Origin of the sequence: Micromonospora maritima (assembly GCF_902825405.1) — a bacterium.
GTDB classification, from domain to species: Bacteria; Actinomycetota; Actinomycetes; order Mycobacteriales; family Micromonosporaceae; genus Micromonospora; species Micromonospora maritima.
The window spans coordinates 1-13820 of the sequence record NZ_CADEAU010000109.1; the positions used below are offsets into that span (position 1 = coordinate 1).

Below are 13820 nucleotides of genomic sequence, written 5' to 3' on the forward strand. Positions count from 1 at the left end.
CAGCCGACGCGCCACCCGGGCGGTGGCCGCCAGCAGCTCCGGCCCGGCCCGGTAGGAGGTGGTCAGCGTGACCTGGGCCGCCGGCGCGCCGGAGGCGGTCCGGAAGCGGTGCGGGAACGTGGTGACCCCGGCCGGGTCCGCGCCCCGGAAGGCGTACGTGGACGAGTCGGGGTCGGCGAAGGCGACCAGGGACGCGCCGCCGCCGGCCACCACGGCCAGCAGGTCGAGCTGGGCCGGGTCGGTGTCGGCCAGCTCGTCCACGTAGACGTGGGCCAGCCGGCGGCGCTCGGCGGCGAGCAGCTCCGGGTCGTCGAGCAGCATCCCGGTCGCCGCCCGCACCAGCTCCGCCGGGTCGTACGCGACCGAGCCCCGGTTGCTCACGTCGCGCAGCGCGAGGACGGCGACGTACTCCCGGAGGAAGCGCGCGGCGGCCGGCCAGTCGGCGCGGCCCAGCCTCTCACCCAGCCGGGCCAGCTCGACCGGGCCGACGCCGCGCTCGGCGGCCCGCATCAGCAGGTCGCGCAGCTGCTGGGCGAACGCCCGGGTACGCAGCGCGGGGCGCAGGTCCTCCGGCCAGCCGACCGGGTCGTCCTCCGGCTCCTCGCCGACCACGTCGAGCAGCTCCCGGATGATCAGATCCTGCTCCGGGCCGGTGAGCAGCCGGGGTGAGGGTTCGCCGCGCTCGGCGGCGGCCCGGCGGAGCAGCCCGAAGGCGTAGGCCGGAAAGGTGCGGACCAGCGGCTCGCGGAGCACGCGGTGGCCGTCGCCGGCGACCCGCGCCTCGATCCGCCGGCGCAGCTCGGTGGCGGCGCGCCGGCCGAAGGTGAGCACCAGGACGCGCTCCGGGTCGACGCCCTCGGCCACCCGCGCGGCCACCGCCTCGACCAGGGTGGCGGTCTTCCCGGTGCCGGGACCGCCCACGACCAGCATCGGCCCGTCGGTGTGCGCGACGACCTCCGCCTGCACCGGATCCACCCGCCGGCGACCGCCTCCGACCGAACCCGCCCCGGTCCCGGTCTCGGCCCCGGTCGTCCCGGCCCCGGGGTGCGCGGCATCGCCCGTCGACCCCCCGGATCGCGGCTCCGTCGCGGCCGGCCCGTCGGACCGGCTCTCCCCCTGCCCCGCCCCGGCGTCGTGGGTGACCCCCGCCCCCGCGTCGCCGGGCCGGCGCACCAACCGGTACGCCTGCATCACCGGACATCCCACCACGCCGGTACGACACCCGGAAACCGACGCCGCCCCGCGCGCCGCAGCTCACCCGGGGGCGGTTCGCCGGACGCGCCCATGGCGTCACAGCCGCACCCGTCCGACGCGGTGGTGATCCGGTCGAGCGTCCGGCTCGGTGTGCCCCGGTCGCCCGGGTGAGGGCGAGGCACGGGTCCAGGACGGCGTGCGGTGGGGCGGGGGCGGTCAGGCGAGGCGGGCGTCGATCAGGTCCAGGGCGGCGGGGACGCTGTCGGCGACCATCAGCAGGTCCATGCCGGCCGGCTTGAGGAAGTGGCGGTCGGCAAGTGAGGCGAGCCAGTCGAGCAGCGGCCGGTAGAACCCGTCGGCGTCGACCAGCACCATCGGCTTGGCGTGCAGGGCGAGGGTGGCGGTGGTCCAGACCTCGAACAGCTCGTCGAGCGTGCCGAGGCCACCGGGCAGCGTGACGAACGCGTCCGACTTGTCGACCATCAGCGTCTTGCGGCTGGCCATCCCGTCGGTGACCAGCAGCTCGTCGGCGGCCAGGTCGGCGACCTCCAGGTCGACCAGGGACTGCGGGATGACGCCGACCGTGCGACCGCCGGCGGCGCGCGCGCCGTCGGCCACGGCGCCCATCATGCCGACGCAGCCACCGCCGCTGACCAGCGTGTGGCCCCGCCGGGCCAGCTCCGCGCCGGTCTCGGTGGCCAGCGCCAGCCAGCGGTCGTCGAGGGTACGGGAGGACGCGCAGAACACGCAGACGTTTGCCATGTCAGGGCTTCCCCGCCGGCCCCTCGGGGGCGGCGTCGGCGGCGGCCCGCTGGTCGGCGGCGACCCGGGCGACCGCCTCCTCACGGACCGCCTCCTGCTCGGCCGAGAGCACCGCCTCGGCCTCGACGATGTGCCGGACCGCCTCGTTGACGTCGTCGGTGACGCAGATCAGGTCGAGGTCGTTCGGTCCGATCTTGCCCTCGGCGGCCATGCTGTCGCGCAACCAGTCGAGCAGGCCGCGCCAGTAGTCGACTCCCATCAGCACGACCGGGAAGCGGGTCACCTTGCCGGTCTGCACCAGGGTCAGCGCCTCGAAGAGCTCGTCCATGGTGCCGAAGCCACCGGGCAGCACCACGAACGCCTGGGCGTACTTGACGAACATGGTCTTGCGGGCGAAGAAGTAGCGGAAGTCGATGGCCAGGTCGACCCAGTCGTTGAGGCCCTGCTCGAACGGCAGCTCGATGCCGAGTCCGACGGAGAGCCCGCCCGCCTCGCCGGCGCCCCGGTTGGCGGCCTCCATCACGCCCGGACCGCCTCCGGTGATCACCGCGTAGCCGGCCCGGGCCAGCGCGCCGCCCAGTTCCTCGGCCATCCGGCACTCCGGGCTGTCCGGCTTGCTGCGCGCCGACCCGAAGACGCTGACCGCGGGCGGCAGGTCGGCGAGGGTGTCGAACCCCTCGACGAACTCGGACAGGATCCGCAGCGCGCGCCAGGCGTCCTTGGTCTTCCAGTCGCTGCGCCCCCGGGAGTCGAGCAGCCGCTGATCCGCGGTGCTGGTCGGGATCGCCCGGTTGCGCAGCGTGACCGCTCCCCGGTGCCGCTCCCCTCGCGCCCCCCGCTCGGTCGGCCGCCCGCTGCTCTCACTCATGGGGTCACCGTAGTGGAGCACCGGGGACAGGGCATGCAGGCCGGCGAGCCGGAGAAATTCTTTGCGATCAAGGGCAACTAATTCGGTCGCCCGTACGTCTTACTATTCACATACCCGGTATGCCCGGGCGACGCGCCTTCGGGGGAGGAGCCAGCGTTGATCAGCAACAGCGAGATGATCAGGATCCGCCGGCAGATGCAGCGGCGGATCCGGGACGTGGTGGCCGAGCGCCGCCGCACCCGGATGATGGAGGCCCACCGCTCCGATCTCGCCGGCGAGTCCGGCGAGGCGGACGTGCCGCTGACCACGACCGTCTGACGGTCCCGGGGGCCCACGCCGACGCGTGCGCCCCCGGACCGGTATGTCAGGCCGGGGCGAGCCAGCGGTGCAGGGTGGCCGCGCCGTCCCGGATCTTGGTCAGCTCGACGTGCTCGTCCTTGTGGTGGGCCAGGTTCGGGTCGCCGGGGCCGAAGTTCAGCGCCGGGATGCCCATGGCCGCGAAGCGGGCGACGTCCGTCCAGCCCAGCTTGCCGATCGGGGCGGCGCCGACCGCCGCCAGGAACTCCTGCGCCGCCGGGCTCTCCAGCCCGGGCGCCGCGCCGGCCGCCGCGTCGGTGACCGCCAGGTCGAAGCCGACGAAGACCTCGCGCAGGTGCGCCTCGGCCGCCGCCGGGTCACGGTCCGGCGCGTACCGGTAGTTGATCTCGATCTCGCAGTGGTCGGGGATGACGTTGCCGGCCACGCCGCCGGTGATCCGCACCGCGTTGAGGCCCTCGCGGTAGTCGCAGCCCTCGATGGTCACCCGACGCCCCTCGTACGCGGTGAGCCGGCGCAGCACCTCTCCGGCGCCGTGGATGGCGTTCACCCCGTGCCAGGACCGCGCCGCGTGGGCCCGCTCGCCGTGCGTGGTGACGATCGCCCGCATCGTGCCCTGGCAGCCCGCCTCGACGATGCCGTACGTGGGCTCCAGCAGCACCGCGAAGTCGGCCTGCAACCACTCGGGGTGGGTCTGCCCGACCAGGGTGAGGCCGTTGTAGCGCGACTCGATCTCCTCGGCCTCGTAGAAGAAGTAGGTGACGTCGTAGCGCGGGTCGGGCAGCGTCACCGCCAGGTGCAGCGCGAACGCCACCCCGGACTTCATGTCGGAGGTGCCGCAGCCGTACATCAGGTCTCCGCGCATGCTCGACGGGAAGTTGCCGTTGAGCGGGACGGTGTCCAGGTGGCCGGCGAGCACCACGCGCTGGGCCCGGCCCAGGTCGGTGCGGGCCATCACGGTGTTCGAGTGCCGGTAGGTGGTCAGGTGCGGTACGCCCCGCAGCACCTCCTCGACGCAGTCGGCGATCGCCTTCTCGTTGAGGGAGACCGACTCGATGTCGACCAGGGCACGGGTGAGCGCCACCGGATCGGCCAGGACCTCGGGGGTCAACGGGTTCTGCATGTCTCGCACGGTACCGTCATCTTCGGTGGGCGCGAGGCGCACGTTCCGCGCCCGCGGCCGCGAGCAGCGGCGCACGCCGCCGCCGAGACGAGAGGGTGACATCGTGACGTCCGCACCATCCGCGTGGGGCATCGGCCTGGCCACCGTGACCGCCGACGACCAGGTGCTCGACACCTGGTACCCGACCGGCAAGCTGGGTCTCGGCGAGCTTCCGCTGGTGCCCGGGGAGGACCAGGCCGACGTGCTCGACCTGCCTCCGGGCGCGATCGGCGAGCGGGCGCTCCCCGGGCTGCGCACGGTCGAGGTGACCACGGTGATCGGCTCACTGGACGACCCGATCAAGGACGCCGCCGACGCGTACCTGCGGTTGCACCTGCTCTCCCACCGCCTGGTGCGGCCCAACGAGCTGAACCTCGACGGCATCTTCGGCAAGCTGGCGAACGTGGCCTGGACCTCGGCCGGGCCGTGCCCGCCGGAGCGGGTGGACGAGCTGCGCGTCATCGAGCGGGCCGCCGGCCGCCACCTGGCCGTGTACGGGGTGGACAAGTTCCCCCGGATGACCGACTACGTGGTGCCCGCCGGGGTGCGGATCGCCGACGCGGACCGGGTCCGGCTGGGCGCGTACCTGTCCTCCGGCACCACCGTCATGCACGAGGGCTTCTGCAACTTCAACGCGGGCACGCTCGGCACCTCGATGGTCGAGGGCCGGATCGTGCAGGGCGTGGTGGTCGGTGACGGCTCCGACGTCGGCGCGGGCGCCTCGATCATGGGCACGCTCTCCGGCGGTGGCACCGACAAGGTGCGCATCGGCGAGCGCAGCCTGGTCGGCGCGAACGCGGGCATCGGCATCTCGCTCGGTGACGACTGCGTGGTGGAGGCGGGCTGTTACGTGACCGCCGGTTCCAAGGTCACGCTGCCGGACGGGCGGGTGGTCAAGGCCCGCGAGCTGTCCGGCGTGGACGGGCTGCTGTTCTGGCGCAACTCGGTGACCGGCGCGCTGGAGGCGAAGCCGCGTACCGGCCGGGGCATCGAACTGAACGCCGCGCTGCACGCCAACGACTGAGGATCGGAGTCCGGGTCCGCGGCGCGATCACCGCGGACCCGGACGGTCCGGCTCACCGCAGGCGGTACGCCTGGATGATCCGCTGGGTCACCGTGTTGCCGGCGTCGTCGCGGGCCGAGGCCCGCAGCGACACGTAGCCCGGCCCGGCCGGGTGCCGGACGGTGGCCGTCCAGCCGCCGCCCCGCTTCTTCAGGGCCGTCTTCTGCCAGGTCTTCCCACCGTCGTAGGAGACGTCGACGGTGAGCGCCGCGACCCGGCCCGACGGCGCGCCCGGTTGGCGCTGCACCGCCACCGGGACGGTGAACGTCCGGCCGGCCGGCGCGGTGCCGTCGACCGCGAGCGGCGGGGTGAACCGGACCGCCATGGCCGGCAGCCGCGCCGGCACCTCGCCCGGCACCCGCTTCGAGCGGAACGTCCAGCTCGCCGACACCTCGGTGCTCAGGTCCGTGAAGGACCGCGTCGCGCTGGTCTCCACCCGGTAGTTCGCCGCGCCGGGCGGCACCTCGAAGTCGCCGTACCCGGGGTAGGGCGACTCGCCGACCAGCTTGCCGTTGCGGTAGAGCGCGGTCCGCTCGGTGTCGTTCAGCGATCCGCCGCCGTGCCCGGCCGCGTCGCTGTGCACCGGCAGCGAGACCATGATGGTGTCACCGGTGCGGGTGATGCCCTGCTCGGGCCAGCGCGGCTGCGGGAAGGACGGGCCGTAGGGCGCCTCGTTCCAGTCCTCCCGGTGGTCGCGGCCGGCCCGGTAACGCGTCGGCCCGGACTCCAGCACCGCCTGCGTCTCGAGCCAGCCGTCCGCGTCCCGCCGGCCGAGGTCCAGCTCGAAGTTCCAGCGCGTGCGGACGGTGCTGAGGTGCTCGACCCGCTTGCCCGGCACCTGGACGGGCACGACGATCGCCGAGCCGCCCATGTTGTAGTCGGGCTCCGGGTAGACGATCCGTTCGTTCTCCAGACCCGCGTACCCGTCGGCGAACCGGCTGGTGACGTGGGCCAGGTCGGCCGCCCGGTAGTGCCGGGTGAACCCGGTCGGGAACCGTCCGGGGAACAGGTCGCTCAACCCGTAGAAGTACGGGCTGCGTTCCGGCGCGGTCGGTTCGAGCCACTGGCTGGTCAGCGAGCCGACGAAGACCTTGTCGGACACCGACCGGCCGAGCTGCGCCGAGTAGAGGCCGTCGAAGCGGTCGGTCCAGAGCCCGAAGCTGGCGTAGTAGTCGCCGAACCCCCACGCGGCGGTGAAGTCGATCAGCAGCGGGGCCGCGCCGCGTTGCGGCACGGTGGTGCGGACCGGTTTCGCCCGCCGGGCGTCGAGGACGACCCGCTGGTCGCCGCGCACCACCAGTTCCGGCTGCGCCAGCACGGAGACCTCCGACCAGCCCTGGTCGCCGTCGGTGAAGAGCAGGCTCTGCACCCCGTAGCGGCCCTTGGGCACCCGGACCTCGGCCTCGCCGTCGGCGTCGTACACGTCCCGGTAGCTGCCGTCGTCGAGACCGAGCAGGCTGGTGTAGTAGTCGCCGGTCAGGGCGCCACCGCGGTTGCGGTGCGTGAGGGTCAGGTCGTAGCTCTCCACCTCGCGGTCCACCGCGAGCGGCGTCACCGCGACGGTGTCGCCGGACCGGGCGGTCAGCCGGCCGGTCCAGTAGCCGTCGGCGCCGCCGAGGCGGGTGTCCACGACGACGGTGACCTGCCCGGTGCCGCCCGCCGGGACGGTGAGCCGGGAGGCGCTGAGGGTGATCATCCCGGCCGGCGCGGACCGGCCCGCGGGACCGGTGAACGTGGTGGCCAGGTCGAGGGTCAGCGCCGCCGGCCCGTCGTTGCGGTAGGTGACCGTCCGGCTGATCGGCTGGTCGTCGGTGTGCGGCCAGGCCGCGACGCCGAACGAGACCGAGGCCGGTTCGCTGGTCACCCGCTCGGTGATCGCGTGGGCCACGTCGACCCGGCCGGCGCCCTGCTGGTACGCGGTCTGGTCGGGGTGCGGCCGCGCCGAGGCCATCAGCGTCGCCTTGTACCGGCCCGCCGTCCAGCCGGGGTGCTGCTGGGCGATCAGGGCCACCGCGCCGGCCACGTGCGGGGTCGCCATCGAGGTGCCGGAGAGGGAGACGTACCGGTCCCCCACCGGGTCGCCGATCTGCCCGTTGGCGGCCCGGGCGGCGACGATCTCCACGCCGGGCGCGGTGATGTCCGGCTTGATCGCCCCGTCGCCGACCCGGGGGCCGCGGCTGGAGAAGTCGGCAAGTTCGTCGTCGCGGTCCACCGCGCCGACCGCCAGCGCGGCGTCGGCGCTGGCCGGCGAGCCGACCGAGCCGTCGACGCCGTCGTTGCCGGCGGCGGTGACGAAGAGCGTGCCGGTCTGCGCGGTGAGCGTCTCGACGGCCTGCTCCAGCGGGTCGACCTCCGGGCTGTCGGGGCCGCTCAGGCTCATGTTGACCACGGTGGCGTGCTGCTCGGCCGCGGCCCACTGCATGCCGGCCAGGATCGCCGACTCGGTGCAGCCGAAGACCTCGCAGACCTTGCCGGAGAGCAGCGTGGCGTCCGGGGCCACACCCCGGTACCTCCCGCCGGAGGCGGCCCCGCTGCCGGCGATGGTCGAGGCGACGTGGGTGCCGTGACCGACGATGTCGTCGGGGTTGGCCTCCTCGCTGAAGTTGCGCGCCTCGGCGACCTTGCCGGCCAGGTCCGGGTGGGTGAGGTCGACGCCGGTGTCGAGCACGGCGACCTTGACGCCCTCGCCGGTCCATCCGGCGGCCCAGGCGGCCGGCGCGCCGATCTGCGGCACGCTGTGGTCGAGCGTCACCCGCCGTCGGCCGTCCAGCCAGATCCGGTCGACACCCCCCGCCGCGTCGAGCCGGGCACCGGACCGGCCGGCGCCGACCGCGTCCCAGAGCGCGCGGGCGTCGCGCTTGGTCGCGACGACCGCCGCGCCGCCGATCGCCGGCAGGTCCCGGGTCACCCGGGTGCCGGCGAGCGGCGTCGTCGCCCGTCGGGCCACCCCCGGCCGGTACGACACCAGCAGCGGCACGGTGTCGCGGCGGGCGTCGTCGTAGCCGGCCTCGATCAGGCCGGTGACGTCGAACAGGCGCTTGTCGAGCCGACCGGACCGGACCAGCGGCAGCGCGTCCTGGGGCAGCACGGTGAGGCGGTCGCGGTCGCGTCCGACCAGGAACTGGAGACCGGTACGGCCGGCGCCGGGGCGCACCGCCGCGCGGCCGCCGGCGGCGACGGTGACCTGGTCGCCGGTGATCAGGGTGACGGTGACCGGGCGGTCGGGCGCCCGGGTCGGGGCGGGCGCGCCGGTCGGGGCCGCCGGCGGGGCGGCCGGTGCGGGTACGGGCAGGCCGATCGTCAGCCCCAGGGCGAGGCCGAGCGCGGCCAGTTTTCTGCGGTTCCGGAGCAACCTTCCTCCTCCGTCAGACGTTTCATCGATGAGAGACACATCGACGCGGGTTATCAGAATTGCATACCGGGTATGCAACGAGAAGTCGGCAATCCGACCGAACCGGTACCGCAGCAGCTCGCCGAGCGGGCATGATCCACCGATGACCGCCATGAGGGACCGGATGCTCGCCGGCGAGCCGTACATCGCCGACGACCCGGCGATCATCGCCGACCTGGACCGCGCCGCACGCCTGTCCGAACGCTTCAACCGCAGCTCCGCCGAGGACCCGGAGGGACGCCTCGCCGCCCTGCGCGACCTGCTCGGCACGCTGGGCGAGGACACCTGGGTGCGCCCGCCGTTCCACTGCGACTACGGCTTCCAGACCCACATCGGACCGCGCAGCTTCGTCAACTTCAACGCGGTCTTCCTCGACGTCGCCCGGATCACCATCGGTGCCGACGTCCAGATCGGACCGAACGTGCAGCTGCTCACCGCCACCCACGCGGTGGAGCCGGAGGCCCGGCGGGCCAAGTGGGAAGCCGCCAAGCCCATCACCATCGGTGACAACGTCTGGCTCGGCGGCGGGGTGATCGTGCTGGCCGGGGTGACCATCGGCGAGAACACGGTGGTGGGCGCCGGGGCGGTGGTCACCCGGGACCTCCCGGCGAATGTGGTGGCGGTCGGTAACCCTGCCCGTCCGATCAGGACCCTCGGCGAGCCGGTCTGACCTGCAAAAACAAGCGCTTCTGCGGATGCGGATTCCGGACCGAGCATGCACCCTGGGTAGTGAGGGGTTCACTCCGGGGAGGCGCGATGGAACGGGTGCTGGAGCTGCGGGTGCACGGGGTGTCCAACACCCCGCCCGATCAGCTGCTCGGCCTCCACGGCACGCCAGGCGGTGACGGTCCGCAACCGGCACAGGTCGCCGGCGGGCCGGTGACAGGCTTCTACCGGTCGAGCGCGGCCCAGCGGGACGACCCGGTCACGGTCGAGGCGTACAGCTGGGGGCGGCTGACCTCCGGCGCACGGACCCGGCGCGACGTCGAGCGTGCCCTGTGGACGCTCCTGCTGCCCTTCGCGCTGGCCAACGTCGCCCTGCACGCCCGCGCCGGCATCCCGCCGGACCCGGACCAGGAGCGCTGGGCCAGCCGGTCCGGCATCACCGCCTGGCTCATCCGGCTGTTCTGCCTGAGCCTGACCTGCACCCTGGTGATCGCGGTGACCGGGGTCGGCGTCGACCTCATCGGCTGGCAGTGCGTCGGACGGGACTGCCTCGGCCAGCTTCCCGGGCCGTGGGAGTTCCTCGGCAACTCCTGGTGGCGTCAGGGCACCCGGGCGCTCGCCCTCGGCCTGCTGCTCCCGCTGCTCGTGGTCGGCGCGATCGGCCTGGTCGCCTGGCGCACCTACCAGTACGAGGCGCAGATGCCGGCGGAGCCCCGCGCCCATCCCGGCGTGCCGGAGGACGGCCGGCCGGCCGAGCGACCGGACCCGCCGGAACTCCCGGAGAACCCCTTGCAGGACCCGACGTTCTGGAACGGGGAGGGTCAGCTGCGCCGGGCCGCGGTGCTGCACCTCTGCACCGGGGCGGTGGTGGCCGCCGCCGTGCCGGTGGCCGCCGCCATGATCATGGATCCGCCTCGCGGCACGCGGGCCGCGATCGCCTGGTCGACGGTGACGCTGTTCGCCGCCGTGGTGGCGATCGCCGTGGTCGCGGTGGGTCGCCCCTGGCTCAGCCGGCGCCAGGGCGCGACCCCGCTCGGCCCGTGGAGCGCGGTGGTGGCCGGGCTCACCCTGCTGAGTCTGGTCGGCACGTTCGCCCTGCTGCTGCTCCCGGACGGTCCGGCCGGTCATCCGCTGTCGACCTACCGGCCGCCGATCGGCTGCGTCGCGCAACCCCACCTGACCGGATGCCGCACCGACCGGTCGTTGCCCGGCTACGACACCGCTGTCGCCTGGCTCGTCACCTACCAGGTGCTGTTGCTGGTGGCCATCGCCGCGGCGAACCGCTCCGGCCGGCGGGCGTTGCTCGGACCGGTGCTCGGCGCGGTACTACTGCCGCTCGGAACGACCTGGATCGAGCGCGGCCTGCCGGGTCTTCCCCCCGCGCCAACCGGAGTGAACACCTGGATGCTCGTCGGCCCGGTGGTCGCGCTGGCCGTCGCCGGCCTGCTGCTGCCCCGCCTCCGGCCCGCCGTGCCCGCACAGCCGCTCGGGGCGTACACCGATCTCGCGTGGCGCGGATGCGCGCCGGCGGTCATCGCGGGCTTCGGCTGGATGATGGCCGTGGCGTACTGCGCCGGGTTGCTCTACTGGGTCAGCGACCGGCTCGACGGACGAGCCGAGCCGAGCGGGCCGAGCCGGGTGGTGCCCCCACTCGCCGTGTTCTGGGCCGGGCTGGCCTGCGTGATCGGCCTGCTCGCGCTGCTCGCGCTGCTGGTGCGGGTCGCGGTCCTGCTGCACCGCCTGCGCCGCGCCGAGTACACCCGGCTGACCGCCGCCGGCGGCCTCTCCGCCCACGACCTGCGCCGGTGCCGTGACGTCAGCACCTACCGGGCACTGCACCGGCTCGTCGGCGAGCACGCCGTCCGGCTGGTCGGCTGCTACGCCACCGTCTCCGCGGCGCTTGTCACCCTCTGCTGCGCCGCGGCACTCTCCGGCCACCGACCCAGCCCGCTCTCCCCGGCCGGTTGGCAGGCCGCCGTCCACTGGGCCGCCGAGCGGGGCGACGCGTTGCTCGGCTGGCTGCCGGTGATGACGAGCGCGCTCGGGCTGCTGATCTACCGCACCGACTCGGTCCGCCGGTCGGTGGGCGTGATCTGGGACGTCTGCACGTTCTGGCCCCGGGCGGCGCACCCGCTCGCCCCGCCCAGCTACGCCGAGCGCGCCGTGCCGGAACTCCAGACCCGGGTGGCCGGGCTGCTGGCGCTGCCACCACACCATCCCGACCGGATGGACGGCGTGATCCTCTCCGGGCACAGCCAGGGCACCGTCATCTGCGCCGCGGTGCTGCTCCAACTGCCCCGCCGGTGGCGACGACGGACCTGGTTCTTCTCCTACGGCTGCCAGCTCACCCGGCTCTACGGCCGGGTCTTCCCGGCCTACTTCGGGCCCGAGCGCCTGCGCACCCTGGCCCGGGCGCTCACCTGGCCCGGCGGGCACGTCGCCTGGACGAACTTCTGGCGGAACACCGACCCGCTCGGCTGGCCGGTCAACGCCGGGCAGCGGGACGTGCCGGTGGTCGACCCGGAGGCGCTGCACCCCTCCGGCGGCGAGGTGGCCGACCCGCCGATACGCAGCCACAGCGGCTACCCGGAGGCGGTGGAGTTCGCCCGGGAACGGGCCGCGGTGGTCCGGCTGCTGCGCCGGACCGTGCCGTCACCCCGGCAACGGAGCGGCTAGCCGGACCACCAGGTCGGCCTGCGCCGCGGTGCCGGCCACCAGCCGGGCGTTCTCCTCGTCGCTGCCGAGCGCCCAGGCACGTGCCTGTTCCGGCGACTTCCCGTACGCCTCGTGCCGGGCGGTGAGCCGGCGCAACCGCAGCTCGGCGTCCAGGTCGAGGAACCACGCCTGGTGCAGCAGCGAGCGCACCTCCTCCCACGGGTCGTCCCGCATCAGCAGGTAGTTGCCCTCGGTGACCACCAGGCGCACCTCGGGCGGCACCTCGATCGCCCCGGCGACCGGTTCCTCCAGGTCACGGCGGAACTCCGGCGCCCACACCGACGTCGGCTCCAGCCGCCGCAGCCGGCGCAGCATGGTGACGAACCCGTTGACGTCGAAGGTGTCCGGCGCGCCCTTGCGGCTCGTGCGGCCGAGCCGGGCCAGCGCCGACCCGGCCAGGTGGAATCCGTCCATCGGCACCAGTCGGGCGGTCGGGCCGACCTCGGCCACGATCCACTCCGCCAGCGTGGACTTGCCCGCCCCGGGCGCGCCGGCGATGCCGAGCAGCTGCCGGGGGCCGTCCTCGGCGAGCGCCCGGGCACGGGCGACCAGCTCGCGGAGCGGGAGCACCTGGGCCGGCGGCATCAGTCGAGCACCGGCTCGCTGATGGTGAACCGCGCCTCGACCGCCGCCTGCACCGGCTGGGGGGCCGGGTCCAGCTCCACCTCCGGTGCGGCGTCGCCGGACCGGGCGAACGCGGCCTTCGCCAGCATCGGTGGCGCGGCGGTCAGACCGGTGTCGGCAAGCTCCCGCAGGGCGGTCACCCGGGCGCCGAGCGCCTCCGCGTACTCCCGGGCGCGGACCAGCGCGTCGGCGATCGCGGCATGCCGCGCCTCCCGGTAGGCCGGGCTGTCCGGCCGCAGGGACCACACCGGGCCGGCCACCTCGACCTGCTCCTGGTCGGCCAGGCGCAGCATCAGCTCGCCCAGCGCGGTGAAGTCGGTGACCGTGACGGTGGTGCTCACGCTGCCCTGGTGGGCCACCACCCGCTCACCGGAGCGCTTCGTCACCGGCCAGACCCGGACCTGACCGGTCTCCCGTCGTTCCACGGTCGGACCGGCCGCGTCGAGCAGCGCACGCACCGCGGCGGCCCGTTCGGCGAGGCGGGTCAGCGTGGTCTCCCGGTCGCGGTCGCGCACGACCGCGGTCACCGTGAACCGGGCCAGCTCGGGAGCCACCTCCCGGTACGCCTCGCCGCGTACCGCCACGACCGGTGCGTCCGCCATGCCGCTCAGCCTAACGGCGGGGTGGCCGGCAGGTGCCCCGTGTAGGCGACCGCGCCGGCCGTCACCCGGCACCCGGTCAGGTGACCGCCCGCCGCGCCCAGCTCACGCAGGTAGGCCAGCTCGCCGGCGTGGTCCGCGCCGGCCGGGAACTCCCGCCGGTGCGCGGTGAGCTCCCGCGCGCGCAGCGTGGCCCGGGCCTCCCGCGCCTCGGCCAGCCGGCCGGTGAGCGCGTCGGCGTCGCCGGCCCGCAACGCCACGGCCACCTCGTCCAGGAACGCGCCGACGGCGGCCAGTTCGGTCAGCACCCGGTCCCGGTTGGCGAGCAGCATGTTCGCGGTCCGCTCGGGCGGGCCACCGGCGACCCGGGTGCCGTCGGCGAAACTGCCGGCGGCCAGCGCCAGCACCGCGTCCCGCAGCGCCGAGCGCTGCACCGTGCCGGCCAGCGCCCCGGCCAGCAC

Annotated in this window: 12 protein-coding genes; 4 read left to right on the forward strand and 8 right to left on the reverse strand. The window is 74.5% G+C overall.

Going from position 1 to position 13820, the window contains the following annotated elements:
- The 3 genes from HUW36_RS13065 to HUW36_RS13075 all read right to left on the reverse strand — a co-directional run.
- Window positions 1-1191, reverse strand: a 1191-nt coding sequence (locus HUW36_RS13065) for a UvrD-helicase domain-containing protein (protein WP_174528415.1), incomplete at its 3' end; no start/stop codon positions are given.
- 219 nt (window positions 1192-1410) lie between these two features.
- Window positions 1411-1956, reverse strand: a complete 546-nt coding sequence (locus tag HUW36_RS13070; protein ID WP_174528404.1) for an LOG family protein — start codon at window positions 1954-1956, stop codon at window positions 1411-1413.
- A 1-nt stretch (window position 1957) separates the two neighbouring features.
- Window positions 1958-2824 carry an LOG family protein gene (locus HUW36_RS13075; protein WP_174528405.1) on the reverse strand — a complete coding sequence of 289 codons (867 nt, stop codon included), beginning with the start codon at window positions 2822-2824 and terminating at the stop codon, window positions 1958-1960.
- A gap of 156 nt (window positions 2825-2980) precedes the next feature.
- Between HUW36_RS13075 and HUW36_RS13080 the strand changes: the two genes are divergently transcribed.
- A complete protein-coding gene (locus HUW36_RS13080) occupies window positions 2981-3142 on the forward strand; it encodes a hypothetical protein (RefSeq protein ID WP_174528406.1) in 162 nt (53 codons plus the stop codon).
- A gap of 46 nt (window positions 3143-3188) precedes the next feature.
- Here HUW36_RS13080 and dapE read toward each other — a convergent pair whose 3' ends face one another.
- Window positions 3189-4262, reverse strand: a complete 1074-nt coding sequence (dapE, locus tag HUW36_RS13085; protein ID WP_174528407.1) for a succinyl-diaminopimelate desuccinylase — start codon at window positions 4260-4262, stop codon at window positions 3189-3191.
- 103 nt (window positions 4263-4365) lie between these two features.
- On the opposite strand from dapE, the gene dapD reads away from it, so the two are divergent.
- The gene (gene dapD, locus HUW36_RS13090) at window positions 4366-5325 is read left to right on the forward strand and encodes a 2,3,4,5-tetrahydropyridine-2,6-dicarboxylate N-succinyltransferase (RefSeq protein WP_174528408.1); all 960 of its coding nucleotides are present in this window, start codon (window positions 4366-4368) and stop codon (window positions 5323-5325) included.
- Between the two features lie 52 nt (window positions 5326-5377).
- On the opposite strand, the gene HUW36_RS13095 is transcribed toward dapD, so the two are convergent.
- On the reverse strand, window positions 5378-8716 hold the full coding sequence (locus HUW36_RS13095) for a S8 family serine peptidase (RefSeq protein WP_174528409.1): 3339 nt from the start codon (window positions 8714-8716) through the stop codon (window positions 5378-5380).
- Between the two features lie 142 nt (window positions 8717-8858).
- Here HUW36_RS13095 and HUW36_RS13100 point away from each other — a divergent pair, with 142 nt between their 5' ends.
- On the forward strand, window positions 8859-9425 hold the full coding sequence (locus HUW36_RS13100; protein ID WP_174528410.1) for a sugar O-acetyltransferase: 567 nt from the start codon (window positions 8859-8861) through the stop codon (window positions 9423-9425).
- 86 nt (window positions 9426-9511) lie between these two features.
- The gene (locus HUW36_RS13105) at window positions 9512-12097 is read left to right on the forward strand and encodes a hypothetical protein (protein ID WP_174528411.1); all 2586 of its coding nucleotides are present in this window, start codon (window positions 9512-9514) and stop codon (window positions 12095-12097) included.
- Here the strand turns inward: HUW36_RS13105 and HUW36_RS13110 are convergent.
- From HUW36_RS13110 to HUW36_RS13120, 3 genes are all read right to left on the reverse strand, one after another.
- Entirely contained in the window at window positions 12074-12721 is a 648-nt protein-coding gene (locus HUW36_RS13110) for a nucleoside/nucleotide kinase family protein (protein ID WP_174528412.1), read from the reverse strand. The genes HUW36_RS13105 and HUW36_RS13110 overlap by 24 nt on opposite strands.
- Window positions 12721-13362, reverse strand: coding sequence for an SIMPL domain-containing protein (locus HUW36_RS13115; RefSeq protein WP_174528413.1), 642 nt, complete (start codon window positions 13360-13362; stop codon window positions 12721-12723). Before HUW36_RS13115 ends, HUW36_RS13110 begins: the two co-directional genes overlap by 1 nt.
- Window positions 13363-13367: 5 nt before the next feature.
- On the reverse strand, window positions 13368-13820 hold a 453-nt coding region (locus HUW36_RS13120), incomplete at its 5' end, for a prephenate dehydrogenase dimerization domain-containing protein (protein ID WP_174528414.1).

What these genes read in the sequence shown, in the direction of transcription:
- dapE (WP_174528407.1), bottom strand. Translation starts at nt 4,262, where the DNA reads ATGCAGAACCCGTTGACCCCCGAGGTCCTGGCCGATCCGGTGGCGCTC.
- HUW36_RS13110 (WP_174528412.1), bottom strand. Translation starts at nt 12,721, where the DNA reads ATGCCGCCGGCCCAGGTGCTCCCGCTCCGCGAGCTGGTCGCCCGTGCC.
- HUW36_RS13105 (WP_174528411.1), top strand. Translation starts at nt 9,512, where the DNA reads ATGGAACGGGTGCTGGAGCTGCGGGTGCACGGGGTGTCCAACACCCCG.
- HUW36_RS13100 (WP_174528410.1), top strand. Translation starts at nt 8,859, where the DNA reads ATGACCGCCATGAGGGACCGGATGCTCGCCGGCGAGCCGTACATCGCC.
- HUW36_RS13070 (WP_174528404.1), bottom strand. Translation starts at nt 1,956, where the DNA reads ATGGCAAACGTCTGCGTGTTCTGCGCGTCCTCCCGTACCCTCGACGAC.
- HUW36_RS13115 (WP_174528413.1), bottom strand. Translation starts at nt 13,362, where the DNA reads ATGGCGGACGCACCGGTCGTGGCGGTACGCGGCGAGGCGTACCGGGAG.
- HUW36_RS13075 (WP_174528405.1), bottom strand. Translation starts at nt 2,824, where the DNA reads ATGAGTGAGAGCAGCGGGCGGCCGACCGAGCGGGGGGCGCGAGGGGAG.